Origin of the sequence: Streptococcus mitis, assembly GCF_946188695.1 — a bacterium.
In the GTDB taxonomy this organism is placed as follows: Bacteria; Bacillota; Bacilli; order Lactobacillales; family Streptococcaceae; genus Streptococcus; species Streptococcus mitis_DF.
This window is the reverse complement of sequence record NZ_CAMHWI010000005.1, coordinates 44,993-70,892: the sequence shown is the minus strand read 5'-3', so window position 1 is coordinate 70,892 and position 25,900 is coordinate 44,993. Positions and strand designations below refer to the sequence as shown.

Annotated in this window: 28 protein-coding genes; 27 read left to right on the top strand and 1 reads right to left on the bottom strand. The window is 41.1% G+C overall.

Going from position 1 to position 25,900, the window contains the following annotated elements:
• Positions 1–326: 326 nt before the first annotated feature.
• The 27 genes from N8L33_RS03665 to purB all read left to right on the top strand — a co-directional run bounded on the left by N8L33_RS03665 (position 327) and on the right by purB (position 24,848).
• The gene (locus N8L33_RS03665; protein WP_033686096.1) at positions 327–455 is read left to right on the top strand and encodes a smi_0059.1 family bacteriocin-like peptide; all 129 of its coding nucleotides are present in this window, start codon (positions 327–329) and stop codon (positions 453–455) included.
• Positions 456–466: 11 nt separating this feature from the next.
• Positions 467–622 (top strand): hypothetical protein, encoded by a 156-nt coding sequence (locus tag N8L33_RS03660; RefSeq protein ID WP_261024449.1) that lies wholly within the window; start codon positions 467–469, stop codon positions 620–622.
• A gap of 34 nt (positions 623–656) precedes the next feature.
• Positions 657–851, top strand: coding sequence for a class IIb bacteriocin, lactobin A/cerein 7B family (locus tag N8L33_RS03655; RefSeq protein ID WP_000180824.1), 195 nt, complete (start codon positions 657–659; stop codon positions 849–851).
• 27 nt (positions 852–878) lie between these two features.
• Positions 879–1,079, top strand: coding sequence for a hypothetical protein (locus tag N8L33_RS03650; protein WP_023940558.1), 201 nt, complete (start codon positions 879–881; stop codon positions 1,077–1,079).
• Positions 1,080–1,087: 8 nt separating this feature from the next.
• Positions 1,088–1,255 (top strand): class IIb bacteriocin, lactobin A/cerein 7B family, encoded by a 168-nt coding sequence (locus N8L33_RS03645; RefSeq protein ID WP_001047583.1) that lies wholly within the window; start codon positions 1,088–1,090, stop codon positions 1,253–1,255.
• Between the two features lie 3 nt (positions 1,256–1,258).
• Positions 1,259–1,474: a bacteriocin immunity protein gene (locus N8L33_RS03640; RefSeq protein WP_077804538.1), complete on the top strand. Its 216-nt coding sequence runs from the start codon at positions 1,259–1,261 to the stop codon at positions 1,472–1,474.
• Between the two features lie 80 nt (positions 1,475–1,554).
• A complete protein-coding gene (locus N8L33_RS03635; RefSeq protein ID WP_261058474.1) occupies positions 1,555–1,734 on the top strand; it encodes a hypothetical protein in 180 nt (59 codons plus the stop codon).
• A gap of 77 nt (positions 1,735–1,811) precedes the next feature.
• On the top strand, positions 1,812–2,018 hold the full coding sequence (locus tag N8L33_RS03630) for a bacteriocin immunity protein (RefSeq protein WP_077804540.1): 207 nt from the start codon (positions 1,812–1,814) through the stop codon (positions 2,016–2,018).
• A 387-nt stretch (positions 2,019–2,405) separates the two neighbouring features.
• The gene (locus N8L33_RS03625) at positions 2,406–2,594 is read left to right on the top strand and encodes a hypothetical protein (RefSeq protein WP_224219038.1); all 189 of its coding nucleotides are present in this window, start codon (positions 2,406–2,408) and stop codon (positions 2,592–2,594) included.
• 301 nt (positions 2,595–2,895) lie between these two features.
• A complete protein-coding gene (gene comA, locus N8L33_RS03620) occupies positions 2,896–5,049 on the top strand; it encodes a peptide cleavage/export ABC transporter ComA (protein WP_261058472.1) in 2,154 nt (717 codons plus the stop codon).
• Positions 5,050–5,061: 12 nt separating this feature from the next.
• Positions 5,062–6,411, top strand: a complete 1,350-nt coding sequence (comB, locus tag N8L33_RS03615) for a competence pheromone export protein ComB (protein WP_261058470.1) — start codon at positions 5,062–5,064, stop codon at positions 6,409–6,411.
• Between the two features lie 170 nt (positions 6,412–6,581).
• Positions 6,582–7,289, top strand: a complete 708-nt coding sequence (gene purC, locus N8L33_RS03610; protein ID WP_261058469.1) for a phosphoribosylaminoimidazolesuccinocarboxamide synthase — start codon at positions 6,582–6,584, stop codon at positions 7,287–7,289.
• A gap of 56 nt (positions 7,290–7,345) precedes the next feature.
• Positions 7,346–11,071 (top strand): phosphoribosylformylglycinamidine synthase, encoded by a 3,726-nt coding sequence (locus N8L33_RS03605; RefSeq protein ID WP_261058467.1) that lies wholly within the window; start codon positions 7,346–7,348, stop codon positions 11,069–11,071.
• Positions 11,072–11,083: 12 nt separating this feature from the next.
• A complete protein-coding gene (gene purF / locus N8L33_RS03600; RefSeq protein ID WP_261058465.1) occupies positions 11,084–12,526 on the top strand; it encodes an amidophosphoribosyltransferase in 1,443 nt (480 codons plus the stop codon).
• Between the two features lie 36 nt (positions 12,527–12,562).
• A complete protein-coding gene (gene purM, locus N8L33_RS03595; RefSeq protein ID WP_049546411.1) occupies positions 12,563–13,585 on the top strand; it encodes a phosphoribosylformylglycinamidine cyclo-ligase in 1,023 nt (340 codons plus the stop codon).
• Positions 13,582–14,127: a phosphoribosylglycinamide formyltransferase gene (gene purN / locus N8L33_RS03590; RefSeq protein WP_261058464.1), complete on the top strand. Its 546-nt coding sequence runs from the start codon at positions 13,582–13,584 to the stop codon at positions 14,125–14,127. Before purM ends, purN begins: the two co-directional genes overlap by 4 nt.
• A 200-nt stretch (positions 14,128–14,327) precedes the next feature.
• Positions 14,328–15,875 carry a bifunctional phosphoribosylaminoimidazolecarboxamide formyltransferase/IMP cyclohydrolase gene (purH, locus tag N8L33_RS03585; RefSeq protein WP_261058463.1) on the top strand — a complete coding sequence of 516 codons (1,548 nt, stop codon included), beginning with the start codon at positions 14,328–14,330 and terminating at the stop codon, positions 15,873–15,875.
• Positions 15,876–16,014: 139 nt separating this feature from the next.
• Entirely contained in the window at positions 16,015–16,872 is an 858-nt protein-coding gene (locus tag N8L33_RS03580) for a hypothetical protein (RefSeq protein WP_261034296.1), read from the top strand.
• A gap of 2 nt (positions 16,873–16,874) precedes the next feature.
• Positions 16,875–17,357: a Panacea domain-containing protein gene (locus N8L33_RS03575; RefSeq protein WP_078353063.1), complete on the top strand. Its 483-nt coding sequence runs from the start codon at positions 16,875–16,877 to the stop codon at positions 17,355–17,357.
• A gap of 413 nt (positions 17,358–17,770) precedes the next feature.
• The gene (purD, locus tag N8L33_RS03570) at positions 17,771–19,033 is read left to right on the top strand and encodes a phosphoribosylamine--glycine ligase (protein ID WP_261058458.1); all 1,263 of its coding nucleotides are present in this window, start codon (positions 17,771–17,773) and stop codon (positions 19,031–19,033) included.
• Between the two features lie 93 nt (positions 19,034–19,126).
• Positions 19,127–19,243, top strand: coding sequence for a phosphoribosylaminoimidazole carboxylase (locus N8L33_RS03565; RefSeq protein WP_096423014.1), 117 nt, complete (start codon positions 19,127–19,129; stop codon positions 19,241–19,243).
• Between the two features lie 29 nt (positions 19,244–19,272).
• Positions 19,273–19,761 carry a 5-(carboxyamino)imidazole ribonucleotide mutase gene (gene purE, locus N8L33_RS03560; protein WP_261058455.1) on the top strand — a complete coding sequence of 163 codons (489 nt, stop codon included), beginning with the start codon at positions 19,273–19,275 and terminating at the stop codon, positions 19,759–19,761.
• On the top strand, positions 19,748–20,839 hold the full coding sequence (purK, locus tag N8L33_RS03555; protein ID WP_261058449.1) for a 5-(carboxyamino)imidazole ribonucleotide synthase: 1,092 nt from the start codon (positions 19,748–19,750) through the stop codon (positions 20,837–20,839). The genes purE and purK overlap by 14 nt, the downstream gene beginning before the upstream one ends.
• Positions 20,840–21,790 (top strand): ketopantoate reductase family protein, encoded by a 951-nt coding sequence (locus tag N8L33_RS03550; protein ID WP_261058448.1) that lies wholly within the window; start codon positions 20,840–20,842, stop codon positions 21,788–21,790.
• 8 nt (positions 21,791–21,798) lie between these two features.
• The gene (locus N8L33_RS03545) at positions 21,799–22,029 is read left to right on the top strand and encodes a phosphoribosylaminoimidazole carboxylase (RefSeq protein ID WP_261058447.1); all 231 of its coding nucleotides are present in this window, start codon (positions 21,799–21,801) and stop codon (positions 22,027–22,029) included.
• A gap of 63 nt (positions 22,030–22,092) precedes the next feature.
• The gene (locus tag N8L33_RS03540) at positions 22,093–23,526 is read left to right on the top strand and encodes a hypothetical protein (protein ID WP_261058446.1); all 1,434 of its coding nucleotides are present in this window, start codon (positions 22,093–22,095) and stop codon (positions 23,524–23,526) included.
• Positions 23,527–23,552: 26 nt separating this feature from the next.
• Entirely contained in the window at positions 23,553–24,848 is a 1,296-nt protein-coding gene (gene purB / locus N8L33_RS03535; protein WP_012972422.1) for an adenylosuccinate lyase, read from the top strand.
• 212 nt (positions 24,849–25,060) lie between these two features.
• Here the strand turns inward: purB and N8L33_RS03530 are convergent, their stop codons facing one another.
• Positions 25,061–25,777 carry a GntR family transcriptional regulator gene (locus N8L33_RS03530; RefSeq protein ID WP_001007194.1) on the bottom strand — a complete coding sequence of 239 codons (717 nt, stop codon included), beginning with the start codon at positions 25,775–25,777 and terminating at the stop codon, positions 25,061–25,063.
• Positions 25,778–25,900: the final 123 nt, after the last annotated feature.

Genomic DNA, 25,900 nt, shown 5'->3' with positions numbered 1-25,900 from the left:
AAATTTAATTTAGTTGTACATTTTCGAAATTTTTTTCGAATAGATAAGTAAGAGGAAACAGAAAGGAGTCTGGTTTATGTATCTACCAATCTTGTATCCGTGGTTCATTAAATTATTTTTTAAATAAATTTAATTTAGTTGTACGTTTTCGAAATTTTTTTCGAATAGATAAGTAAGAGGAAACAGAAAGGAGTCTGGCTTATGTATCTACCGATTTTCTATTCATGGTACATTAAATTATTTTTGAAATAAAATTTAATTTAGTTGTACATTTTCGAATTATTTTTCGAATAAATAAGTGAGAGGAAAAAGAAAGGAATAAAATAATGAAAGAACATTACTATGGATTTGTTGAGCTAACTTCGGAAGAATTGACCGATATTCAAGGTGGAGAAAGTTGGGCGAAGACCCTTGCAGATTGGTACCTTGGATTTCGTAGGGGTTTAGGTTTTTAGGAGGATAAGCGATGAATGAAATGAATGATAAGTATACTGTTGAGGTATTAAAGGAAAGCGACTTAGCTTTGCTGGTGGGTGGTAGCAACGAAAGTTATCAACGGGGTCTAATTACAGGTCTATTGTTACGCGGTGTATTTATTGGCACCCCATTTTTTAGAAGATAAGATTTAGAAAAAATAGAACAAGAGGAGAAAAAAGATGACAAATTTTGACAAAATGGAACAGAACTTTGTAGCTCTTACAGAAGAAGAGTTGATGAATGTAGATGGGGGAGCATTACCTCTTGTAGTCGCTGGAGTATCTATTTGGAAGATAGGTGCAGCAGTAGCAGGTGGAGCAGCAGCGCTTTTTGCTGGTGGAGCAGCTTTAGGGTATTATGCGAATAGACCATAATCTGATTGTAGTCAGAGAGGCATTTCTATGTTTTTAAAAAAAGAAGTGATATTATTAGGGGTATTGTTATCGCTACGTATTATTTTTACTATCGTTCAAATTTTAATTGACTATAAAATATTATCAGGACAGTATAGTGTAAATTTTATGGATATTTCAGAAGTATTTACTTATCCAATACTCATTTTAATTATTTACATAGCAATAAAATATAATACAAAGGAGTAATGACGAATATGAACTTAGAACAATTTTATCAATTATCTGACGATGAATTAGTGGGAACAAAAGGTGGTTTTGGTCTTGCGGAAGCAGTTGGGATTGCAGGAGTACTGAATGCTGCTGTACAAATTTTTAATGCTGGTTACAAATTTGGTTCAGATTTGGCTCGTCGTGGGCGTTAGATAATGAATAATCGCAACCTTAATCTCAATACATTGTTACCTAAATTAGCCACGATATGTCCTTTGTTGGGAATAGCTCTTAATGTCGCGCTTCATGTGATTCGTACAGGTTCGTTAGTATCCTTTAATTGGCAATGGACTTTAGTTGGTTTGCTTTTCGCAGGATATTTTGGTATTTTTCGCAAAGATTTGTCAAAAAATAATCAAAACTATAAATGAAGAACATGAATCAAAAGGATTTTGTGTATATGAATGGCAGCATTTTTCCGCCATTCTTGTCAGGTAAATAGGAGTCTACTATGAAACAATTCTTATTAGGTTTTGCTGAGGGTTATTTTACCGTATCACTCATTATCTACATCTCAACGTATTTGATTTTGAAAAATCCGATCAATACCCTATTTTATCCAGAAATTTACCCTGTTTTATTTGGGTTCTTTTATCTAGGATATAAGGTCAATAAAAAGCAAGTAGAGTGAGCAGTTAGGAATGACTTGTTAGTCTGTGCTAAAATGACTAGGGTAGAATCTAAGAATGCATCACATTGGAGTTTAATATGAAATTTGTTAAATCAATACTGAAAGTTTGGCCTGAAATTATGGTATTACTTAGTTCAATGTCTTATATCATCATCAGATTAGTAGCTGATATGAATAAAGTATCTTTACCTACTTGGCTTGATAGTTTCAATATACCAACGATTGCATTATTTGTGATGGTATTCATTCTTTTATATAGAAGTAAAGAAAAAAAGAATGGATAAATTTGAGGCAGTAGACGCTCTATAGGGAATAGGTGTCTTATAGTAACGAATCAAAAAAGGAGTAACTATGAATCGTAATTTAGAACGGTGTTATCTATTCTGACTAGGAATAGATCATACCAGAGGTGGCTTATGAATAGCGGGGACATTAGAAATTGAAGTAACTTTAAATAGGATGTCGTAAATGTTACTATCAATGATTTATTTGTCCCAATCTTGCCTAGGGTGTCCGAAAAAAATCATTTTCCTTTCAATAGCATATTTTTAGTAGGTAGGACGTTTGTTCTGCCTATTTTTTGCCAAAAGTGCAGTTGAGATGTTTATTTGGAGTTTTACATATATTTTTGATAAAATAGTTATAGAAATTAGGAGAGTTGAAGAAAAGAAATGAAGAAGGTTTTAAAATATTTTTTAGTATTTGTTTTTCTATTTTTGATGAATATTTTCATCTTTAAGATACTAGCAACTCTGGGATTTCAGCTGACAATGAGTGAAAAGAGTTATATTGTACCACCGCTGTTTTCGATTATCGTTTTATATATGATTGACAAAAGAATTAGGCAGAAAAAGAAATAAATATATATTTTAGGCATGACTTTTGTTCTGCCTATTTTTTTATCCAAAAAGTACAGTTGGGAGGGGGATAGGCGCATTTGGGGAGGAAGTCCAGATTTTGTTTGGGGATTGGGGTAAGATAGTTATTATCAGATGAGTTTATACTCTTCGAAAATCAAATTCAAACCACGTCAACGTCGCCTTGCCGTATATATGTGACTGACTTCGTCAGTCCTATCTACAACCTCAAAACAGTGTTTTGAGCAGCCTGCGGCTAGTTTACTCTTTGATTTTCATTTAGTATTAGAAAAAGGAGATGAATATGAAATTTGGGAAACGTCACTATCGTCCGCAGGTGGATCAGATGGACTGCGGTGTAGCTTCATTAGCCATGGTTTTTGGCTACTATGGTAGTTACTATTCTTTAGCTCACTTGCGAGAATTGGCCAAGACGACCATGGATGGGACGACGGCTTTGGGCTTGGTCAAGGTGGCAGAGGAGATTGGCTTTGAGACGCGAGCGATTAAGGCGGATATGACGCTCTTTGACTTGCCAGATTTGACCTTTCCTTTTGTTGCCCATGTGCTTAAGGAAGGGAAATTGCTCCACTACTATGTGGTGACTGGGCAGGATAAGGATAGCATTCATATTGCCGATCCAGATCCTGGGGTGAAATTGACCAAACTGCCACGTGAGCGTTTTGCGGAAGAATGGACAGGGGTGACTCTGTTTATGGCACCTAGTCCAGACTATAAGCCCCATAAGGATCAAAAGAATGGCCTGCTCTCTTTTATCCCTATATTAGTGAAGCAGCGTGGCTTGATTGCCAATATCGTTTTGGCAACACTCTTGGTTACCGTGATTAACATTGTGGGTTCTTATTATCTGCAGTCTATCATTGATACCTATGTGCCAGATCAGATGCGTTCGACGCTGGGGATTATCTCTATCGGACTGGTCATCGTCTATATTCTCCAGCAGGTCTTGTCTTATGCTCAGGAGTATCTCTTACTTGTTTTGGGGCAACGCTTGTCGATTGATGTGATTTTGTCCTATATCAAGCATGTTTTTCACCTGCCTATGTCCTTTTTTGCGACACGTCGTACAGGGGAAATCGTTTCTCGTTTTACAGATGCTAACAGTATTATCGATGCGCTGGCTTCGACCATTCTTTCGATTTTCCTAGATGTGTCAACGGTTGTCATTATTTCCCTTGTTTTATTTTCACAAAATACCAATCTCTTTTTCATGACTTTATTGGCACTTCCTATCTATACAGTGATTATCTTTGCTTTTATGAAGCCGTTTGAAAAGATGAATCGGGATACCATGGAAGCCAATGCAGTTCTGTCTTCTTCTATCATTGAGGACATCAACGGTATTGAGACTATTAAGTCCTTGACCAGTGAGAGTCAGCGTTACCAAAAAATTGACAAGGAATTTGTGGATTATCTGAAAAAATCCTTTACCTATAGTAGGGCAGAGAGTCAGCAAAAGGCTCTGAAAAAAGTTGCCCATCTCTTGCTCAATGTCGGCATTCTCTGGATGGGGGCTGTTCTGGTCATGGATGGCAAGATGAGTTTGGGGCAGTTGATTACCTATAATACCTTGCTTGTTTACTTTACCAATCCTTTGGAAAATATCATCAATCTGCAAACCAAGCTTCAGACAGCGCAGGTTGCCAATAATCGTCTAAATGAGGTTTATCTGGTAGCTTCTGAGTTTGAGGAGAAGAAAACGGTCGAGGATTTGAGTTTGATGAAGGGAGATATGGACTTCAAGCAGGTTTCCTACAAGTATGGTTATGGTCGAGATGTCTTGTCGGATATCAATTTGACCATTCCTCAAGGTTCTAAAGTAGCTTTTGTGGGGATTTCGGGGTCAGGTAAGACGACCTTGGCCAAGATGATGGTTAATTTTTACGACCCAAGTCAGGGAGAGATTAGTCTGGGTGGTGTCAATCTCAATCAGATTGATAAAAAGGCCTTGCGCCAGTATATCAACTATCTGCCTCAACAGCCCTATGTCTTTAACGGAACGATTTTGGAAAATCTTCTCCTTGGAGCCAAGGAGGGGACGACACAGGAAGATATCTTACGGGCGGTCGAGTTGGCGGAGATTCGAGAGGATATCGAGCGGATGCCCCTGAATTACCAGACAGAATTGACTTCGGATGGGGCAGGGATTTCAGGTGGACAACGTCAGAGAATTGCTTTGGCGCGTGCTCTCTTGACAGATGCGCCGGTCTTGATTTTGGATGAGGCGACCAGCAGTTTGGATATTCTGACAGAGAAGCGGATTGTTGATAATCTCATGGCTTTAGACAAGACCTTGATTTTCATTGCTCACCGTTTGACAATTGCTGAGCGGACAGAGAAGGTTGTTGTCTTGGATCAGGGCAAGATTGTTGAAGAAGGAAAGCATGCTGATTTGCTTGCACAGGGTGGTTTTTACGCCCATTTGGTGAATAGCTAGAAAGAGGAGAGGATGAAACCAGAATTTTTAGAAAGTGCGGAGTTTTATAATCGTCGTTATCATAATTTTTCCAGTCGGGTGATTGTACCCATGTCCCTTCTGCTTGTGTTTTTACTTGGCTTTGCAACTATTGCAGAGAAGGAGATGAGTTTGTCTACTCGGGCTACTATCGAGCCTAGTCGTATCCTAGCAAATATCCAGTCAACTAGCAACAATCGTATTCTTGTCAATCATTTGGAAGAAAATAAGCTGGTTAAAAAGGGAGAACTGTTGGTTCAATATCAGGAAGGGGCAGAGGGTGTCCAAGTGGAGTCTTATGCCAGCCAGTTGGACATGCTCAAGGATCAAAAACAGCAATTGGAGTATTTGCAAAAGAGTCTGCAAGAAGGGACGGATTACTTTCCAGAGGAGGATAAATTTGGCTACCAAGCCACCTTTCGCGACTACCTCAGCCAAGCGGCTAGTCTTAGGGCTAGTACATCGCAACAAAACGAGACCATCGCGTCCCAGAATGCAGCAGCTAGCCAAACCCAAGCCGAAATCGGCAACCTCATCAGTCAAACAGAGGCTAAAATTCGCGATTACCAGACAGCTAAGTCAGCTATTGAAACAGGCGCTTCCTTGGCCAGTCAGAATCTAGCTTACTCTCTCTACCAGTCCTACAAGTCTCAGGGCGAGGAAAATCCGCAAGCTAAGGCTCAGGCAGTGGCGCAGGTTGAAGCGCAGCTTTCTCAGTTAGAATCTAGTCTTGCTACTTACCGTGTCCAGTATGCAGGTTCAGGTACCCAGCAAGCCTATGCGTCAGGCTTAAGCAGTCAATTGGAATCCCTCAAATCACAACATTTGGCAAAGGTTGGTCAGGAATTGACCCTTCTAGACCAGAAAATCTTGGAGGTGGAGTCAGGTAAGAAGGTACAGGGAAATCTTTTAGACAAGGGGAAAATTACGGCGAGTGAGGATGGGGTGCTTCATCTTAATCCTGAGACCAGTACTTCTACCATGGTAGCAGAAGGTGCCTTACTAGCCCAACTTTATCCGTCCTTGGAAAAAGAAGGGAAAGCCAAACTAACAGCTTATCTTAGTTCAAAAGATGTAGCAAGGATTAAGGTCGGTGATTCTGTTCGTTATACGACGACTCATGATGCCAAGAATCAACTTTTCCTAGATTCTACTATTACAAGTATTGATGCGACAGCTACTAAGACTGAAACTGGGAATTTCTTTAAAATTGAGGCGGAGACTAATCTAACTTCTGAGCAGGCTGAAAAACTTCGGTACGGGGTGGAAGGTCGCCTGCAGATGATTACGGGCAAGAAAAGTTACCTGCGTTATTATTTGGATCAATTTTTGAATAAAGAGTAATGTTCGTATTTTTAGAGTTAAATGATTTTAAAACTGTGAGAAAGATTTTTCTTGCAGTTTTTTTCTTTACATTTTTCGAAACCAAACTGTTATTTATACGGTTAAATTCTTGTAATTTTATGTTTTTTGTGGTAGAATGTGCTCAAGTAATACGAAAGGCGAACTTTAAAATGTCAAAACAATTAATCTATTCGGGAAAAGCTAAAGATATCTATACAACTGAGGATGAAAATCTTATTATTTCAACTTACAAGGACCAGGCGACTGCTTTTAATGGTGTCAAGAAGGAGCAGATTGCAGGTAAGGGAGTGTTGAATAATCAGATTTCATCTTTTATTTTTGAGAAATTAAATGCGGCTGGTGTGGCGACTCACTTTGTGGAGAAACTTTCGGACACGGAACAACTCAATAAAAAGGTTGAGATTATTCCTTTGGAAGTCGTGCTTCGCAATTACACAGCTGGTTCCTTTTCAAAACGTTTTGGCGTAGACGAAGGAATCGCATTTGAGACTCCGATTGTCGAATTTTACTATAAAAATGATGATTTGGATGATCCATTTATCAATGACGAGCATGTGAAGTTTTTAAAGATTGCGGATGATCAGCAGATTGCCTACTTGAAGGAAGAAACCCGTCGTATCAATGAACTTTTGAAAGGCTGGTTTGCTGAGATTGGGCTTAAGTTGATTGACTTTAAGCTAGAGTTCGGTTTTGACAAGGATGGCAAGATTATCTTAGCAGATGAATTTTCACCAGACAACTGCCGTTTGTGGGATGCAGATGGCAACCACATGGATAAGGATGTTTTCCGTAGAGGTCTGGGTGAATTAACAGATGTTTACGAGATTGTCTGGGAGAAGTTGCAAGAATTGAAATAACAATCTAAAGGCTGTTTGGGAACATTGCAAGAGCTGAAATAAAGGAATAAGAATTGATGGATAAACGTATTTTTGTTGAGAAAAAGGCTGATTTTCAGGTTAAGTCAGAGAGTTTGGTTAGAGAGCTCCAGCACAACTTGGGACTGTCAAGCTTGAAAAGTATTCGCATCGTGCAAGTATATGATGTATTTGACTTGGTAGAGGACCTGTTTGTACCTGCAGAGAAACACATCTTCTCTGAGCAGGTGACAGACCATGTCTTGGACGAAACGGCTGTGCAGAAGGATCTGGCTAACTATGCTTTCTTTGCTATTGAAAGCTTGCCAGGTCAATTTGACCAGCGTGCGGCTTCTTCGCAAGAAGCCTTACTTTTGCTGGGAAGTTCGAGTGATGTGACGGTCAATACAGCACAATTGTACTTGGTGAATAAAGATATTGATGCGTCTGAGTTGGAAGCAGTCAAAAACTACTTGCTCAATCCAGTCGATTCTCGTTTTAAGGACATCACGACGGGGATTGCCAAGCAGGAATTTTCAGAGTCAGATAAAACCATTCCTAAATTGACTTTCTTTGAAAGCTATACAGCAGAAGACTTTGCACGCTACAAGGCCGATCAAGGGATGGCCATGGAAGTGGATGATTTGCTTTTTATCCAAGACTATTTCAAATCAATTGGGCGTGTGCCAACTGAGACGGAACTCAAGGTTTTGGATACTTACTGGTCTGACCACTGCCGTCATACGACTTTTGAGACTGAGTTGAAGAATATCGACTTTTCAGCTTCTAAATTTCAAAAACAATTACAGTCAACCTATGACAAATATATCGCTATGCGTGAGGAATTGAGACGTTCTGAAAAACCACAAACCTTGATGGATATGGCGACTATTTTCGGTCGTTATGAGCGTACTAATGGACGTTTGGACGACATGGAAGTCTCTGACGAAATCAATGCTTGCTCAGTTGAAATCGAAGTGGACGTTGATGGGATCAAAGAGCCATGGCTCCTCATGTTCAAAAACGAAACCCACAATCACCCAACGGAAATTGAGCCATTTGGTGGAGCAGCTACTTGTATCGGTGGTGCTATTCGTGATCCATTGTCAGGTCGTTCATACGTTTACCAAGCCATGCGTATCTCAGGTGCTGGTGATATTACAACACCGATTGCTGAAACTCGTGCTGGTAAATTGCCACAACAAGTGATTTCTAAAACAGCTGCTCATGGTTATTCTTCATATGGTAACCAGATTGGGCTTGCGACGACCTATGTTCGTGAGTATTTCCACCCAGGTTTCGTTGCTAAGCGTATGGAGCTAGGTGCAGTTGTAGGTGCGGCTCCCAAAGGCAATGTTGTTCGTGAAAAACCGGAAGCGGGCGATGTCATTATTCTCCTTGGAGGCAAGACTGGACGTGATGGTGTCGGTGGTGCAACAGGCTCTTCTAAGGTTCAAACAGTTGAGTCTGTAGAGACTGCTGGTGCCGAGGTTCAAAAAGGGAATGCCATCGAAGAACGCAAGATTCAGCGCCTTTTCCGTAATGGTGAGGTTACTCGCCTCATCAAGAAGTCCAATGACTTTGGTGCTGGTGGTGTCTGTGTGGCTATCGGTGAATTAGCAGACGGTCTTGAAATCGACCTCAACAAGGTACCTCTTAAATACCAAGGCTTGAATGGTACAGAAATTGCCATCTCTGAATCACAAGAACGGATGGCAGTCGTGGTTCGTCCTGAAGACGTATCCGCCTTTGTTGCAGAATGTAACAAAGAGAATATTGATGCTGTTGTGGTTGCGACAGTGACGGAAAAACCAAATCTAGTCATGCACTGGAATGGTGAAACAATCGTGGACTTGGAACGCAGTTTCCTTGATACCAATGGTGTGCGCGTAGTCGTCGATGCCAAGGTTGTGGACAAGGATGTTAAACTCCCAGAAGAACGTAAAACAAGTGCTGAAACTCTTGGAGCAGACACCCTTGCGGTTCTATCTGACTTGAACCATGCGAGTCAAAAAGGTTTGCAGACCATCTTTGACTGTTCGGTCGGTCGTTCTACGGTCAACCACCCACTTGGTGGTCGTTACCAACTCACACCGACTGAGGCATCTGTACAAAAATTGCCAGTTCAACATGGTGTGACTCATACTGCGTCAGTCATGGCTCAAGGATTCAATCCATATGTAGCAGAATGGTCTCCATACCACGGTGCTGCCTATGCGGTGATCGAAGCAACTGCTCGTTTGGTGGCTGCTGGTGCCAACTGGTCTAAGGCTCGTTTCTCTTACCAAGAGTATTTCGAGCGCATGGACAAACAAGCTGAGCGTTTTGGTCAGCCAGTAGCAGCTCTCCTAGGCTCTATCGAAGCTCAGATTCAACTTGGTTTGCCATCTATCGGTGGGAAGGACTCTATGTCTGGTACCTTTGAAGAATTGACAGTACCGCCAACCTTGGTAGCCTTTGGTGTGACGACAGCGGATAGCCGTAATGTGCTCTCTCCTGAGTTCAAAGATGCCGGGGAAAACATCTACTACATCCCAGGTCAAGCCCTCTCTGCAGAAATTGATTTTGACTTAATTAAGTCAAATTTTGCTCAGTTTGAAGCCCTTCAAAAGGCTCACAAAGTGACATCTGCATCAGCTGTCAAATATGGTGGTGTTGTGGAAAGTTTGGCACTTGCTACCTTTGGAAATCATATCGGTGCAGAAGTAACCTTGCCTGAACTTGAAACGGCTTTGACAGCTCAATTAGGCGGATTTATCTTCACATCTCCTGAAGAAATCGCTGGAGTAGAGAAGATTGGTCAAACGAAAGCAGACTTTACACTCCTTGTAAACGGTGTGAAGCTAGATGGACACAAACTTGACAGTGCCTTCCAAGGAAAATTGGAAGAAGTTTACCCAACAGAATTTGCCCAAGCCAAAGAACTGGCTGAAGTACCAGCTGTTGCATCAGATGTTGTGATTAAAGCCAAAGAAAAGGTTGAAAAACCTGTGGTTTACATCCCAGTTTTCCCAGGAACTAACTCAGAATATGACTCAGCCAAGGCCTTTGAAAAAGAAGGCGCAGAGGTCAACTTGGTGCCATTTGTGACCTTGAATGAAGAAGCCATTGTCAATTCAGTTGAAACTATGGTTGACAACATCGGCAAGGCTAACATTCTCTTCTTTGCAGGTGGATTCTCAGCTGCGGATGAGCCAGATGGTTCAGCCAAGTTTATTGTCAATATTCTGCTTAATGAAAAAGTGCGTGCAGCTATTGATAGCTTTATCGCCCGTGGTGGCTTGATTATCGGTATCTGTAATGGATTCCAGGCCCTCGTCAAATCAGGTCTTCTTCCATACGGAAACTTTGAAGATGCCAAAAGTACTAGTCCAACCCTCTTCTACAATGATGCCAACCAACACGTGGCCAAGATGGTGGAAACTCGGATTGCCAATACCAACTCACCATGGTTGACTGGGGTGCAAGTGGGTGACATCCACGCTATTCCTGTTTCGCATGGTGAAGGGAAGTTTGTCGTGACGGTTGAGGAATTCGCTGAGCTCCGTGACAATGGACAAATTTTCAGTCAATATGTTGACTTTGATGGAAAACCAAGTATGGATTCTAAGTACAATCCGAATGGTTCTGTAAATGCCATCGAAGGAATTACCAGCAAGAATGGTCAAATCATCGGTAAGATGGGACACTCAGAACGTTATGAAGACGGTCTTTTCCAAAACATCCCAGGAAATAAAGACCAGCACCTATTCGCGTCAGCGGTGTGTTATTTCACAGGGAAATAAAAGGTATATAAAATGACATACGAAGTAAAATCTCTTAATGAAGAATGTGGTGTTTTTGGTATCTGGGGGCATCCAGATGCTGCTAAATTGACCTATTTTGGTCTCCACAGTCTTCAGCACCGTGGTCAGGAGGGGGCAGGAATCCTCTCTAATGACCAAGGACAATTGAAGCGCCATCGCGATATGGGGCTTTTATCAGAAGTGTTCAGAAATCCTGCTAATTTGGATAAATTGACAGGAACTGGTGCGATTGGGCATGTGCGTTACGCGACTGCTGGCGAAGCTTCTGTAGATAATATCCAGCCCTTCCTCTTCCGTTTTCATGATATGCAGTTTGGCTTGGCTCATAATGGGAATCTGACCAATGCTGCCTCTCTCAAGAAAGAATTGGAGGAAAGAGGTGCGATTTTCAGCGCGACTTCGGACTCGGAAATCTTGGCTCACCTCATTCGTCGTAGTCACAATCCTAGTCTGATGGGCAAAATTAAGGAGGCGCTCAGTCTTGTTAAAGGTGGCTTTGCTTATATCTTGTTGTTTGAGGACAAGTTGATTGCGGCTCTTGACCCCAATGGTTTCCGACCGCTTTCGATCGGGAAAATGGCTAATGGAGCGGTGGTTGTTTCCTCTGAAACTTGTGCTTTTGAGGTCATTGGTGCAGAGTGGATTCGTGATTTGAAGCCAGGTGAGATTGTGATCATTGATGACAAGGGTATCCAGTATGACAGCTATACAGATGATACCCAGTTAGCAATCTGTTCTATGGAGTATATCTATTTTGCTCGCCCTGATTCTAACATTCATGGTGTCAATGTCCATACGGCTCGCAAACGTATGGGGGCTCAATTAGCGCGTGAATTTAAGCATGAGGCGGATATCGTAGTTGGTGTGCCCAATTCTTCCCTCAGCGCAGCTATGGGATTTGCGGAAGAGTCCGGGCTACCAAATGAAATGGGCCTTATTAAGAATCAATATACACAACGCACCTTTATCCAACCGACTCAAGAATTGCGGGAGCAAGGGGTGCGGATGAAACTATCTGCTGTTTCGGGTGTTGTTAAAGGCAAGCGTGTGGTTATGATTGATGACTCTATTGTACGTGGAACAACCTCTCGTCGTATCGTTCAGCTCTTGAAAGAAGCGGGTGCAACTGAGGTTCACGTTGCTATTGGCAGTCCAGCGCTAGCTTATCCATGCTTCTATGGAATTGATATCCAGACCCGTCAGGAGCTAATTGCGGCCAATCATACTGTTGAAGAAACGCGTCAAATCATTGGTGCGGACAGTCTGACTTATCTTTCTGTTGAGGGGTTGATTGATTCAATTGGGATTGAAACAGATGCGCCAAATGGTGGTCTATGTGTCGCTTATTTTGACGGTGACTACCCAACACCTCTCTATGATTATGAAGAAGACTATCGTAGAAGTTTGGAAAAAAAGACCAGTTTTTACAAATAGACAATAGATCCTCCATTAAAGAAAAGGAACATAAAAATGGCAAATAAAAATGCGTACGCTCAATCTGGTGTGGATGTTGAAGCGGGTTATGAAGTTGTTGAACGAATCAAAAAGCACGTGGCTCGTACGGAGCGTGCAGGTGTCATGGGAGCTCTGGGTGGCTTTGGTGGTATGTTTGACCTTTCAAAGACAGGGGTTAAAGAACCCGTCTTGATTTCAGGAACTGATGGTGTCGGAACCAAGCTCATGCTGGCTATCAAGTACGACAAGCACGATACCATCGGTCAGGACTGTGTGGCCATGTGTGTCAATGATATCATCGCTGCAGGTGCGGAGCCCCTCTATTTCCTTGACTACGTAGCGACAGGGAAGAATGAACCAGCTAAGCTAGAACAAGTGGTTGCTGGTGTGGCAGAAGGTTGTGTGCAGGCAGGTGCAGCCCTCATTGGTGGGGAAACAGCTGAGATGCCTGGTATGTATGGCGCAGATGACTATGACTTGGCAGGTTTTGCGGTCGGTGTGGCTGAAAAATCTCAAATCATTGACGGTTCAAAGGTGGCAGAAGGAGATGTTCTTCTCGGACTTGCTTCAAGTGGGATTCATTCCAATGGTTACTCTCTCGTCCGTCGTGTCTTTGCGGATTACACAGGTGAGGAAATCTTGCCAGAATTGGAAGGCAAGCAACTCAAGGAAGTTCTTCTTGAGCCGACTCGTATCTATGTCAAGGCTGTCTTACCACTCATCAAGGAAGGGTTGGTCAACGGCATTGCCCACATCACTGGTGGTGGCTTTATCGAAAATGTCCCTCGCATGTTTGCAGCTGACTTGGCTGCTGAGATTGAGGAAAGCAAAGTTCCAGTGCTTCCTATTTTCAAAGCTCTTGAAAAATATGGTAAAATCAAACATGAAGAAATGTTTGAAATCTTCAATATGGGTGTGGGGCTTATTCTGGCAGTTAGCCCTGAAAATGTAAGTCGTGTCAAGGAATTGTTGGATGAACCAGTTTATGAAATTGGTCGTATCGTCAAGAAAGAAAACGAAAGTGTCATCATCAAATGAAAAAAATAGCGGTTTTTGCCTCTGGGAATGGCTCAAATTTTCAGGTGATAGCGGAGCAATTTCCAGTAGAGTTTGTCTTTTCAGACCATCGTGATGCCTATGTTCTCGAACGTGCAGACAAGCTCGGCGTTCTGTCCTATGCTTTTGAACTCAAGGAGTTTGAGAGCAAGGCAGACTACGAAGCAGCACTTGTCGAACTCTTGGAAGAACATCAGATTGACTTGGTTTGCCTAGCAGGCTACATGAAAATCGTTGGGTCAACCTTATTGGCGGCTTATGAAGGTCGGATTGTCAACATTCATCCAGCCTATCTGCCAGAATTTCCAGGAGCTCACGGAATTGAGGATGCTTGGAATGCTGGTGTTGCTGAGAGCGGCGTTACCATTCATTGGGTGGATTCAGGTGTGGATACAGGAAAGGTCATCAAACAAGTACGTGTACCACGGTTGGCTGATGATACCATTGAAAGTTTTGAAACTCGGATTCATGAGGCAGAGTACAAGTTGTATCCAGAAGTTATTAGAGAATTGTTGGACAAGTAAATGAAAAAATGGTTGGAAACACTTGCCTTGATTACCTTGGTAATCATTCTACGTTTACTAGTAAATTTTTTGTTCCCAGAGATTCCCTATTGGGGGAGATTTTTACTGACAGTAATTTTGGGAGTCTTGGTAATCGTCTCCCTACACTTTATGAATCGAAAAATTCGTAGGTAGAGAGTTTGAAAATGAAAGGAAAAAACATGACTAAACGCGCCTTAATCAGCGTCTCAGACAAAGCGGGCATTGTCGAATTTGCCCAAGAACTCAAAAAACTTGGTTGGGATATCATCTCGACAGGTGGGACCAAGGTTGCCCTTGATAATGCAGGAGTAGACACCATTGCCATCGATGATGTGACTGGTTTTCCGGAGATGATGGACGGTCGTGTTAAGACCCTTCATCCAAATATCCATGGTGCTCTTCTCGCTCGTCGGGATTTGGCTAGTCACTTGGAAGCAGCTAAGGATAATAATATCGAATTGATTGACCTTGTAGTGGTCAACCTCTATCCTTTCAAGGAAACGATTCTTAAACCAGACGTGACTTACGCTGATGCAGTTGAAAACATTGATATCGGTGGGCCATCTATGCTTCGTTCAGCAGCTAAAAACCATGCCAGCGTGACGGTTGTGGTAGACCCTGCTGACTATACAGTGGTTTTGGACGAGTTGTCAGCCAATGGTGAAACGACTTACGAAACGCGTCAACGTTTGGCAGCCAAGGTTTTCCGTCACACAGCGGCTTATGACGCCTTGATTGCAGAGTATTTTACAGCTCAGGTCGGCGAAAGCAAGCCTGAAAAACTGACCTTGACTTATGATCTTAAACAAGCAATGCGTTACGGGGAAAATCCTCAGCAGGATGCGGACTTCTATCAAAAAGCCTTACCGACAGATTACTCCATTGCTTCAGCGAAACAGCTTAACGGTAAGGAATTATCTTTTAACAATATCCGTGACGCTGATGCTGCAATCCGTATCATCCGTGATTTTAAAGACCGTCCAACCGTTGTGGCTCTCAAACACATGAACCCATGTGGAATCGGTCAGGCTGATGACATCGAGACTGCTTGGGACTACGCTTATGAGTCTGATCCAGTTTCTATCTTTGGTGGGATTGTCGTTCTCAACCGTGAGGTGGATGCTACGACAGCTGAGAAGATGCATGGTGTATTCCTTGAAATCATCATTGCACCAAGCTATACGGATGAAGCGCTAGCCATTTTGACCAATAAAAAGAAAAACTTGCGTATCCTTGCCTTGCCATTTGATGCTCAAGAGGCTAGCGAAGTAGAAGCAGAATACACAGGTGTTGTCGGTGGACTTCTGGTGCAAAACCAAGACGTGGTCAAGGAAAGCCCAGCTGACTGGCAAGTGGTGACCAAACGTCAGCCAACTGAGATAGAGGCGACTGCTCTTGAGTTCGCTTGGAAGGCTATCAAGTATGTAAAATCAAACGGTATCATTGTAACCAACGACCACATGACACTGGGTGTTGGTCCAGGTCAAACTAACCGTGTGGCCTCTGTTCGTATCGCTATTGACCAAGCCAAAGACCGTCTGGATGGCGCTGTGCTTGCTTCGGATGCCTTCTTCCCATTTGCGGATAACGTGGAAGAAATTGCCAAAGCAGGTATCAAGGCTATCATCCAGCCAGGTGGGTCCGTCCGTGACCAAGAGTCTATCGAAGCGGCGGACATGTATGGCTTGACCATGGTCTTCACAGGCGTGAGACATTTTAGACATTAAGAAGTTAATAAATAGCGAAAAGCAATCAGCTAAAAGTTGGTTGTTTTATTTTGTAAATTTATCGTCTAACTATGAAATTTTGAATAGGTTCTGTTATAATTATTTTGAACAAGATGTAATTATATAGATTGGACAAGTTATGCCTGAGCAACAAAATGATAGTAATTGGTTTAAATGGTGGAATTATGTAAAAGAGGAGGTAGGGATAAAAAATTATGTAAAACAATTATTTCCTAAATATTTTATAATTGTAATTCCAATATTATTGTCTTTGCCAATATTGCCTTTACAAGTTTTGATGAAGCATTGGTGGGGAGTTCTGATTCTAATAATTATAATTTTACTTTTAATTGCAGCTCAAACTTTTTTTGAATATAAAAATGATATAAAACATGTTCAAAAAATTCAACAATTAGAAGAAGAAGTCGAAAGAGCTAGACAAGAAAAAGAGCGTCTTGAAAATGAAAATGAATTTTATGCCTTAACAATTGAAGATAATCAAAAATATTTTTTAATCATGCTTTATAGAAAATTAGGGTTAACGGAATCAGATAGAATATCATTATATTATAGAAATAGTATTGATAAAGACTTTGAAATTGTAGCTCGATATAGTACATCAAATCGCTTTAAAGAGCATAGTCGCCCTTCGTATCCACATGATCAGGGCTATATTTCCAAATGTTGGGAAACAAAGGATGATGATTTTTATGTGGAGGCTATTCCTGAAGCAAGCTATACTGAAAACATTGATTATTTTGCTAGTGAAATGAATATGGTTCCTGAAACACTAAGACATTTAAAAATGAAAAGCCGCGCATTTTATATAAAAAATGTGAAGGACAAGAATAGGGATAAGTCTATAGGCGTTATTGTTATCGAATCTATAAATTCTAGAATCGCGAATTTAAGTGAGAAACAATTGAAAAGTAAATTAGATTCTGATATGATGGAGTATCTATATCAACTTATGGATAATAAATTAAGAGGAAATTAATAATGAAAAATATGGTAGATCAAGTATTACGCTATATAGTAAAAAACTATCCCATTCCTGAAGAATTAACTAAAACAAGAACAACGAAGTTAGTGTACTTGGTTGATTGGGAAATGGCTAAGAGAAAACACAGGCAGTTAACTGATATTGAATGGAAATTTGATCATTTTGGACCTTTTGTTTCAGATGTTTATGATGCAGCTGATGAAGATAAGGAATTGAGTATTGTGAAAAAGCAATCAGCATTTGGTACAACAAAGTACATAGTTCAATCTAAAAATGATAGGGAACGGCTAGACTATCCTGATTTAGATAGAGAAACACAAGCGATAATTGATGATGTAATTGATAAGACAAGGAATCTTTATTGGAACGGATTTATTGAGTATGTCTATGATACATATCCAATAAAACATGTTCAAAAGTATAATCATTTAAATTTAGTTCAATTAGCAGAGGAAGAATCCAGATTACACATTCAATAATTTTAAAAATCCCCGGTTCGTTATGAACCGAGGATTTTTGAGTAGTCTTATACTCAATGAAAATCATGAACAAACATGGCTACATACTTTAGAGATATTCTGCACTTAATGAGCTTGGGACAAAAGTCTAGCCTTAAATATAAAAAGCGAACAAAGATAGTTTTCTGACAATCAGAATTTTTTCTTGTTCGCTTTTTTTTTATTTCATTTACCAAGTCTAAGAATTTATCTTATAGAATTTCTAAAGTCAAAATTTTTTTGTCCCAGCCTCATTAAGTGTTTAAAGATTTAAAAAATGAACTAGCTTCAGTAAGTTTACTCTATGTTGTATTTTTCTACTTGTAGATATAATTAGATTATAACGAACATTTATGATATAATATTAGTAAATAATTCGCAAAAGAGGTTGTAAGATGAAGCTGTTAGTTGTCGGATCGGGTGGTCGTGAACATGCCATTGCTAAGAAGTTGCTTGAGTCAAAAGACGTTGAAAGAGTCTTTGTGGCTCCGGGAAATGACGGGATGACTCTGGATGGTCTGGAATTGGTAAATATCTCCATTTCCGAACATTCTAAGTTGATTGACTTCGCAAAGGTCAACGATATTGCTTGGACCTTCATCGGTCCAGATGATGCCCTGGCTGCTGGGATTGTAGATGATTTTAACAAAGCTGGGCTCAAGGCTTTTGGTCCGACTAGGGTTGCAGCTGAGCTGGAGTGGTCTAAGGATTTTGCTAAGGAAATCATGGTCAAATACGACATTCCGACAGCAGCCTACGGCACATTTTCTGATTTTGAGGAATCCAAGGCCTATATCGAAGAAAAAGGCGCTCCAATCGTGGTCAAGGCGGATGGATTGGCCCTTGGAAAAGGTGTCGTTGTTGCTGAGACAGTCGAGCAAGCAGTCGAAGCAGCTCATGAGATGCTTTTGGATAATAAATTCGGTGATTCAGGTGCGCGTGTAGTCATCGAGGAATTCCTTGACGGGGAAGAGTTCTCTCTCTTTGCCTTTGTCAATGGCGACAAGTTCTACATCATGCCAACGGCTCAGGATCACAAACGTGCCTATGATGGCGATAAGGGACCTAATACAGGTGGTATGGGTGCCTATGCGCCAGTTCCTCACTTGCCACAGAGTGTGGTTGACATAGCAGTTGACACGATTATCAAGCCAGTTCTTGAAGGCATGATCAAAGAAGGTCGTCCTTATCTTGGTGTTCTTTACGCAGGTCTTATCTTAACAGCTGATGGACCGAAAGTCATTGAGTTCAACTCTCGTTTTGGAGATCCTGAAACTCAGATTATCCTGCCTCGTTTAACATCTGACTTTGCGCAAAATATCACGGATATTCTCGATGGCAAGGAGCCGAATATCACGTGGACGGACAAGGGTGTGACTCTGGGTGTGGTTGTCGCATCCAACGGTTATCCGCTAGACTATGAAAAAGGTGTCAAGTTGCCAGCCAAGACAGAAGGCGACATCATCACCTACTATGCAGGGGCTAAGTTTTCGGAAAATAGCAGAGCACTGCTATCCAACGGCGGACGTGTCTATATGCTGGTTACCACAGCCGACACCGTCAAAGAAGCTCAAAACACCATCTACAGCGAACTTAACAAACAAAACACAGAAGGCCTCTTCTACCGAACAGATATCGGAAGCAAGGCCATAAAGTAAAAGTATAAGAAAAAGCGACGCAGTCGCCAAAACCGATAATGGTCGTTTGATTTGCGAGCATTAGCGAGCTGATATAGAGCAATCACCGCCGTTGTGAAAGAACGATTGGATTATAAGCCAATCGTTCAGGGAAATTGGAAGACCTTGGGCTTCCAATTTAGGCATGAGACACCTTTGGTGGCTGCTGCCGTCCCTCACAACTTAAGGTGATTGTTGAAAAAGAGGAAAAAGGAGAAGAAATGAAACCAGTAATTTCCATCATCATGGGCTCAAAATCCGACTGGGAAACCATGCAAAAAACAGCAGAAGTCCTAGACCGCTTCGGTGTAGCCTACGAAAATAAAGTTGTCTCTGCCCACCGTACACCAGACCTCATGTTCAAGCATGCAGAAGAAGCCCGTAGCCGTGGTATTAAGGTCATCATCGCAGGTGCTGGAGGCGCAGCCCACTTGCCAGGAATGGTAGCTGCCAAAACAACTCTTCCAGTCATCGGCGTGCCAGTCAAATCTCGTGCCCTTAGTGGCGTGGATTCACTCTATTCCATCGTTCAGATGCCAGGTGGAGTACCAGTCGCAACTATGGCTATCGGTGAAGCTGGTGCGACAAATGCGGCTCTCTTCGCCCTCCGTCTTCTTTCAGTAGAGGATCAGGCTATCGCGACAGCTTTGGCAGATTTCGCAGAAGAACAAGGAAAAATCGCAGAGGAGTCAACGAATGAGCTCATCTAAAACAATCGGAATTATCGGTGGCGGTCAGCTGGGTCAGATGATGGCCATCTCAGCTATCTACATGGGGCACAAGGTTGTAGCGCTGGATCCTGCGGCAGATTGCCCGGCCTCTTGCGTGGCGGAAATCATCGTGGCGCCTTATAATGACGTGGATGCTCTGCGTCAGTTGGCTGAGCGTTGCGATGTCCTCACCTATGAGTTTGAAAATGTCGATGCTGACGGTTTGGATGCGGTTATCAAGGATGGACAACTCCCTCAAGGGACAGATCTGCTCCGCATTTCCCAAAATCGCATTTTTGAAAAGGACTTTCTTTCAAACAAGGCTCAAGTCACTGTAGCACCCTACAAGGTTGTGACTTCAAGTCAAGATTTGGCAGATATCGATCTATCGAAAAACTATGTCCTTAAGACTGCGACTGGTGGCTACGATGGTCATGGGCAAAAGGTCATTCGTTCAGAAGCAGACTTGGAAGAAGCCTATGTACTAGCTGACTCAGCAGACTGTGTTTTGGAAGAATTTGTCAATTTTGACCTTGAGATTTCTGTCATCATGTCAGGAAATGGCAAGGATGTGACAGTTTTCCCAGTTCAGGAAAATATCCACCGCAACAACATTCTTTCAAAGACTATCGTCCCAGCTCGCATTTCAGAAAGTCTAGCAGCCAAAGCAAAAACCATGGCAGTGAGAATCGCTGAGCAACTCAACTTGTCTGGAACCCTTTGCGTGGAAATGTTTGCGACAGCTGATGACATCATTGTCAACGAAATCGCCCCACGCCCACACAACTCTGGGCACTACTCGATTGAAGCCTGCGACTTCTCCCAGTTTGACACTCATATTCTGGGAGTTCTGGGAGCACCATTGCCAGCTATCAAACTACATACACCAGCAGTCATGCTCAACGTTCTCGGTCAACACGTTGAGGCTGCTGAAAAATATGTCACAGAAAATCCAAGCGCTCACCTCCACATGTATGGTAAAATAGAAGCGAAGCACAACCGCAAGATGGGACATGTGACTTTGTTTAGTAGTGAACCAGATGAGGTTGAGGAATTTGGGAAAGGGATTGATTTTTAAGTGAAAATAGCGATTTTAGGACTTGGTGTCATTGGGACTACTTATGCCTATGCTTTTCAACAGGCAGGCCACCAAGTAGAACATGTATTGAGAGACAGTAAGAAAAACACTGCTCCGAAGGAGTTGTCGGTTGATCTGCTAGATGGTCGCTATCATTCTAAGGGTAAAAATAAACACGACACCTATGAGGTTCATGTGGCAGAAGCTGATTCGGAATATGATTTTATTTTTCTGAGTGTTCGTCATGGGTTTGTCAAAGAAGCTGTGGAAACCTTGCGTAAAAATAATATCAAAGGCACCCTCGTTTTCTTCTGCAATTTCTGGGATACTCGAAGAGAGGTAGAGGAGTGGGCAGGGGACTACGATTATATTCTGGCTTTTCCAACTGCTGGAGGTCACATGCAGGAGAATCATTTAGATGGTGTCTTGTTCGACCATTTAATGCTAGAAGGTGAGCAAAAAGCGCAGATTTCTAACTATGCTGATCTGACGGCTTTACTGACTTCTGTAGATTTGAAGTGGGAAGTTCCTCATGATATGGTCGAGTGGATTTGGATTCATATGGCGATTAACGCAGGTGTCACTTCGACAGCTGCACGTTCGGGGAATCTGGAAAATCCAGAACAGCTAGCTCTAAACTTGATGAATAGTTCGTCGGAATTATCATTAGCCATCAAGGCCATTCGAGAGGCTTTGAAAGTCGTAGAAGCACGTGGCGTAAATTTGAAGCTTTACAAGGCTGAACTCTTACCATACAAAATTCCCTCATGGATTGCAGGAAAAGCCATGAAAATCATGTTTGCGAAAAATGAGCTGACAAGAAAAATCATGACCTTGCATAATGATAAACAGGACATTTTCTATTGTTGTCAAAGTGTTTATCAGACCGGTAAGGAGTTAGGTGTCAAGATGCCTATTCTGGAAGCAAATATGAAGGGTCTTTCGATTTAGGAGGTTTTATGATTCAACTCATCGTTAATGCATTTATAGAAGATAGTAAGGAAAATGCTGTTGTGGAAGTTGTTTTTGCAAGTGCTGATCACGACAAAGTTCAAGAAAAGTACCAAGAACTTATAGCTCAATTTCCTAACAACTATCTCGTAATCTACGACTTACCACTGGATACCAACTTGAATGAACTTGGACACTATCCGTCTGTGGCGATAGGGAAAGAGGAGTTTGGAGTGTAAGACAGGTTCTCGACGACTGTTGGTGTAGTTTTAATTTATAGAAAATCAAGGGAGATAAGTTAAATGATTTATCCAAAGCATATTTTATGTATAACGTGTGAAAAATGCTATGAGTTAGGTATTCAAATGGGAGTATATCCTGCTACTTTCCAATTTGAATGTAAAGACTGCAAAACACCGATTAGTGGTGAGGTAAAATTTGAACCTTTTGAACTAATTTTAAAAAACGCTACAGAGCTAAATGAAGAAGCTCCTAACTATCAAAAATATACAAAATTACCTATTTGGCGTTTAGATGTTTCCTCAGAATTTCCAACAAATAAACTATATTTAAAAGAGACTGTCATAGATGGAATATTGTCCTCACCATTCCTCAACCAAGCAATGCGTTTGGATAAATTGAAAAGTGACTCGGAGTATGGTGGTGTGACAGAGATTTCTAAAGCAATGAAGTTTGCAGACTTTGTTACGGAAGGAAAATTTAACAATATTCTTCGTTTGTTCAATTTGTTTTGGAATAAACAAGAAAAATATTTGTATCGTGATTTAAAGAAATTATTAGATGAAAATAAGCATTTAACCCCGTTTAGAGAAGTAAAGAATGTTAGTGATGCGACGATGGTCTTACACCAGATGTTTTTGACAACCTCAGGAATCAGTAATATTCTTGGAAATGGTACATTAGCAGAATACACTTCTTTAGCTAAAAAAATATATTCTTCTGAGGAACATAGAGATGAAATTATTAGGTATATAGATCATATTGAGAGAGATTTTGATACGGTTGAGCGTAAAGCTTTTGAAATACTTGAAACGTTTTCAGGTATTTACTCTATCATGATTCCCGTAGTTACTTTGCTAAATTCTAATGGATATAATCGCTTAGATCAAGCTAGTAGTGGGGTGTCTGCAGCGAACTATAAAAAGTTAAATGATTTTTATGCTTCAAGTTATGAATGGATTCTCGATAATATCAACCTTGTTATTGCATTGAATAACATTTTTGCAAGAAATGGTTATGATAATTGTTGTAATGGACGAAGTTATCACAATAATCTAGAGAGCATACCAAGTAAATTTAATAAAGTTAATCAGTACAATCCAGGACAAGCTTATCTTGATGTTTCAGAGCCATTTAGCAAACCCGTAAATAATTTAAACAATAAAATCAGGAATGCAATCCAACACTTCAGCTCCCAAGTTGATTATGATAATCAAAAAATTATTTTTGAAGACCGCCATCAAGGAAGGGTTCGACAAGAAGAGTATTCTATTGTAGATTTTATTAAAATATGTTTAGCCAACTTTTCTTTGATAATTTATATTTTGGAAATTATTTACACATTTCGAAAGTTGAAATTTATAAATGATGGCATTACACCAAGTATTTATTGGATAAAGAACGAAGAAATTTCTAAAGTAATGTCAGATGATGAAGTGAAGGATAATTTCCAAAGGAAATTAAAAAATAGAATAAATAAAAAAAGAAGAAAATAGTAAAGTTAATTTTAAGGAGAAACAACATGATCAACCGTTACTCTCGCCCTGAGATGGCGAACATTTGGAGTGAAGAAAATAAATATCGTGCTTGGCTTGAGGTGGAAATCTTAGCTGACGAGGCATGGGCTGAGTTGGGGGAAATCCCTAAGGAAGATGTGGCTTTGATTCGCGAGAAAGCTGATTTTGACATCGACCGTATTTTGGAGATTGAGCAGGAGACTCGCCATGACGTAGTTGCCTTTACGCGTGCGGTTTCTGAGACTCTTGGTGAAGAGCGCAAGTGGGTCCACTATGGTTTGACTTCTACCGACGTGGTGGACACGGCCTACGGTTACCTCTACAAGCAGGCCAACGACATCATTCGTCGTGACCTTGAAAACTTCACCAACATCATCGCTGATAAGGCTAAGGAGCACAAGTTTACCATCATGATGGGTCGTACCCACGGTGTGCACGCTGAGCCTACAACCTTTGGTCTTAAATTAGCGACTTGGTACAGCGAAATGAAGCGCAATATCGAGCGTTTCGAGCATGCGGCTGCTGGTGTGGAAGCTGGTAAGATCTCTGGTGCGGTTGGTAACTTTGCCAACATCCCACCATTTGTAGAGCAATACGTCTGTGACAAGCTTGGTATCCGTGCTCAAGAAATCTCTACACAGGTACTTCCTCGTGACCTTCACGCTGAGTACTTTGCAGTTCTTGCCAGCATCGCGACTTCAATCGAACGTATGGCAACAGAAATTCGTGGTCTACAAAAATCTGAGCAACGCGAAGTGGAAGAGTTCTTTGCCAAAGGTCAAAAAGGGTCTTCAGCAATGCCTCACAAACGCAACCCTATCGGTTCTGAGAACATGACAGGTCTTGCGCGTGTTATCCGTGGTCATATGATTACAGCCTATGAGAACGTCGCTCTCTGGCATGAGCGTGATATCTCTCACTCATCAGCTGAGCGCATCATCACACCGGATACGACCATCTTGATTGACTACATGCTCAACCGTTTCGGGAATATCGTTAAGAACTTGACAGTCTTCCCAGAAAACATGATCCGCAACATGAACTCAACTTTCGGTCTTATCTTCAGCCAACGGGCTATGTTGACTTTGATTGAAAAAGGCATGACTCGTGAGCAAGCCTATGACTTGGTGCAACCAAAAACGGCCTACTCTTGGGACAATCAAGTCGACTTTAAACCACTGCTAGAAGCAGATCCAGAGGTGACATCACGCCTCACACAAGAAGAAATCGACGAAATTTTCAACCCTCTTTATTACACTAAACGAGTGGATGATATTTTTGAACGTCTTGGATTAGGATAATTAGAAAAAATCGAAGTACTATTACTCTATTTATAGGAGTAGCAGAACTTCGATTTTTATTTTGTCTTCAAGTATTTTTGATAAAAATTACCTATATTTTAGTAAAATTTAAACAAATTTAGTTTATCTTAATTGACATATAGAAAATATATTTTTAATGTCATATAATAATCATAGAAAAAAGCCCAAGCGATTAGGCTCAGGCTTTCTTCTTAGTGATCACGGTCACATGAAATGAATTTGATTTTGTAGTAATCCGCTCGTTTATAAGTTTCGCTGTAAGCGAGAACCTGACCAGTAGACTCTAATTTAGTAGTCTTGGTTTGTAAAACGCTAGGGAATTGTTCATCGACTCCGAGGACTGAAGCCGCATGTTCTGGAGTTGGAAATGCTATTTCATTAATTTCTTCAAAATGTTCATCATTCATGTGGATGTGATAATCCAATTTGAAACGGTTATAGATAGAGCTATAATATTCAAGATTTGGATAATTTGCGTTGATGTATTGTTCTGGAATATAAGATGTATGATAGATGTATACGACACCATTTGTTTCGCGTACGCGTTCAATCTTGTAGTAGAATTGGTTACCGCGTAGTCCAAGTTTTTCTAAGTAGCTTAGTTTGTTTCCACGCTCAATAGAAAGGACGGTCACTTTATCATCTTTAGTTTCAAAAACTTCTACATCAGAAAACTCTACGAGTTTGTGTTTGCGTGCGCGTGAAACGAATGTACCCTTTCCTTGTTGGCGGACAATATAGCCATCTTTGGCAAGGTCGTTTAAGGCGCGGACAACTGTGATAGAACTTACATCATACATAGCAATCAATTCAGCTTCAGTGTAAAATTTATCTCCACTAGCGAATTGGCCAGAAATGATTTTGTTCTTTAATTCATCTTTTATATATTGATACTTTGGAATTGCCATAATTTCACCTCGATTTTCCTTCTCCGTTAAAGATTTTACCATAAAACCGGAAAGAATAGTAGTCTTTTGAATAAAAAAATTAGAATAATAGGCTATAAGGTTAATTTACATAAAAAATAGGAG

Coding starts and splice junctions, on each gene's coding strand:
- N8L33_RS03665 (WP_033686096.1), top strand. CDS start 327: ATGAAAGAACATTACTATGGATTTGTTGAGCTAACTTCGGAAGAATTG.
- N8L33_RS03660 (WP_261024449.1), top strand. CDS start 467: ATGAATGAAATGAATGATAAGTATACTGTTGAGGTATTAAAGGAAAGC.
- N8L33_RS03655 (WP_000180824.1), top strand. CDS start 657: ATGACAAATTTTGACAAAATGGAACAGAACTTTGTAGCTCTTACAGAA.
- N8L33_RS03650 (WP_023940558.1), top strand. CDS start 879: ATGTTTTTAAAAAAAGAAGTGATATTATTAGGGGTATTGTTATCGCTA.
- N8L33_RS03645 (WP_001047583.1), top strand. CDS start 1,088: ATGAACTTAGAACAATTTTATCAATTATCTGACGATGAATTAGTGGGA.
- N8L33_RS03640 (WP_077804538.1), top strand. CDS start 1,259: ATGAATAATCGCAACCTTAATCTCAATACATTGTTACCTAAATTAGCC.
- N8L33_RS03635 (WP_261058474.1), top strand. CDS start 1,555: ATGAAACAATTCTTATTAGGTTTTGCTGAGGGTTATTTTACCGTATCA.
- N8L33_RS03630 (WP_077804540.1), top strand. CDS start 1,812: ATGAAATTTGTTAAATCAATACTGAAAGTTTGGCCTGAAATTATGGTA.
- N8L33_RS03625 (WP_224219038.1), top strand. CDS start 2,406: ATGAAGAAGGTTTTAAAATATTTTTTAGTATTTGTTTTTCTATTTTTG.
- comA (WP_261058472.1), top strand. CDS start 2,896: ATGAAATTTGGGAAACGTCACTATCGTCCGCAGGTGGATCAGATGGAC.
- comB (WP_261058470.1), top strand. CDS start 5,062: ATGAAACCAGAATTTTTAGAAAGTGCGGAGTTTTATAATCGTCGTTAT.
- purC (WP_261058469.1), top strand. CDS start 6,582: ATGTCAAAACAATTAATCTATTCGGGAAAAGCTAAAGATATCTATACA.
- N8L33_RS03605 (WP_261058467.1), top strand. CDS start 7,346: ATGGATAAACGTATTTTTGTTGAGAAAAAGGCTGATTTTCAGGTTAAG.
- purF (WP_261058465.1), top strand. CDS start 11,084: ATGACATACGAAGTAAAATCTCTTAATGAAGAATGTGGTGTTTTTGGT.
- purM (WP_049546411.1), top strand. CDS start 12,563: ATGGCAAATAAAAATGCGTACGCTCAATCTGGTGTGGATGTTGAAGCG.
- purN (WP_261058464.1), top strand. CDS start 13,582: ATGAAAAAAATAGCGGTTTTTGCCTCTGGGAATGGCTCAAATTTTCAG.
- purH (WP_261058463.1), top strand. CDS start 14,328: ATGACTAAACGCGCCTTAATCAGCGTCTCAGACAAAGCGGGCATTGTC.
- N8L33_RS03580 (WP_261034296.1), top strand. CDS start 16,015: ATGCCTGAGCAACAAAATGATAGTAATTGGTTTAAATGGTGGAATTAT.
- N8L33_RS03575 (WP_078353063.1), top strand. CDS start 16,875: ATGAAAAATATGGTAGATCAAGTATTACGCTATATAGTAAAAAACTAT.
- purD (WP_261058458.1), top strand. CDS start 17,771: ATGAAGCTGTTAGTTGTCGGATCGGGTGGTCGTGAACATGCCATTGCT.
- purE (WP_261058455.1), top strand. CDS start 19,273: ATGAAACCAGTAATTTCCATCATCATGGGCTCAAAATCCGACTGGGAA.
- purK (WP_261058449.1), top strand. CDS start 19,748: ATGAGCTCATCTAAAACAATCGGAATTATCGGTGGCGGTCAGCTGGGT.
- N8L33_RS03545 (WP_261058447.1), top strand. CDS start 21,799: ATGATTCAACTCATCGTTAATGCATTTATAGAAGATAGTAAGGAAAAT.
- N8L33_RS03540 (WP_261058446.1), top strand. CDS start 22,093: ATGATTTATCCAAAGCATATTTTATGTATAACGTGTGAAAAATGCTAT.
- purB (WP_012972422.1), top strand. CDS start 23,553: ATGATCAACCGTTACTCTCGCCCTGAGATGGCGAACATTTGGAGTGAA.
- N8L33_RS03530 (WP_001007194.1), bottom strand. CDS start 25,777: ATGGCAATTCCAAAGTATCAATATATAAAAGATGAATTAAAGAACAAA.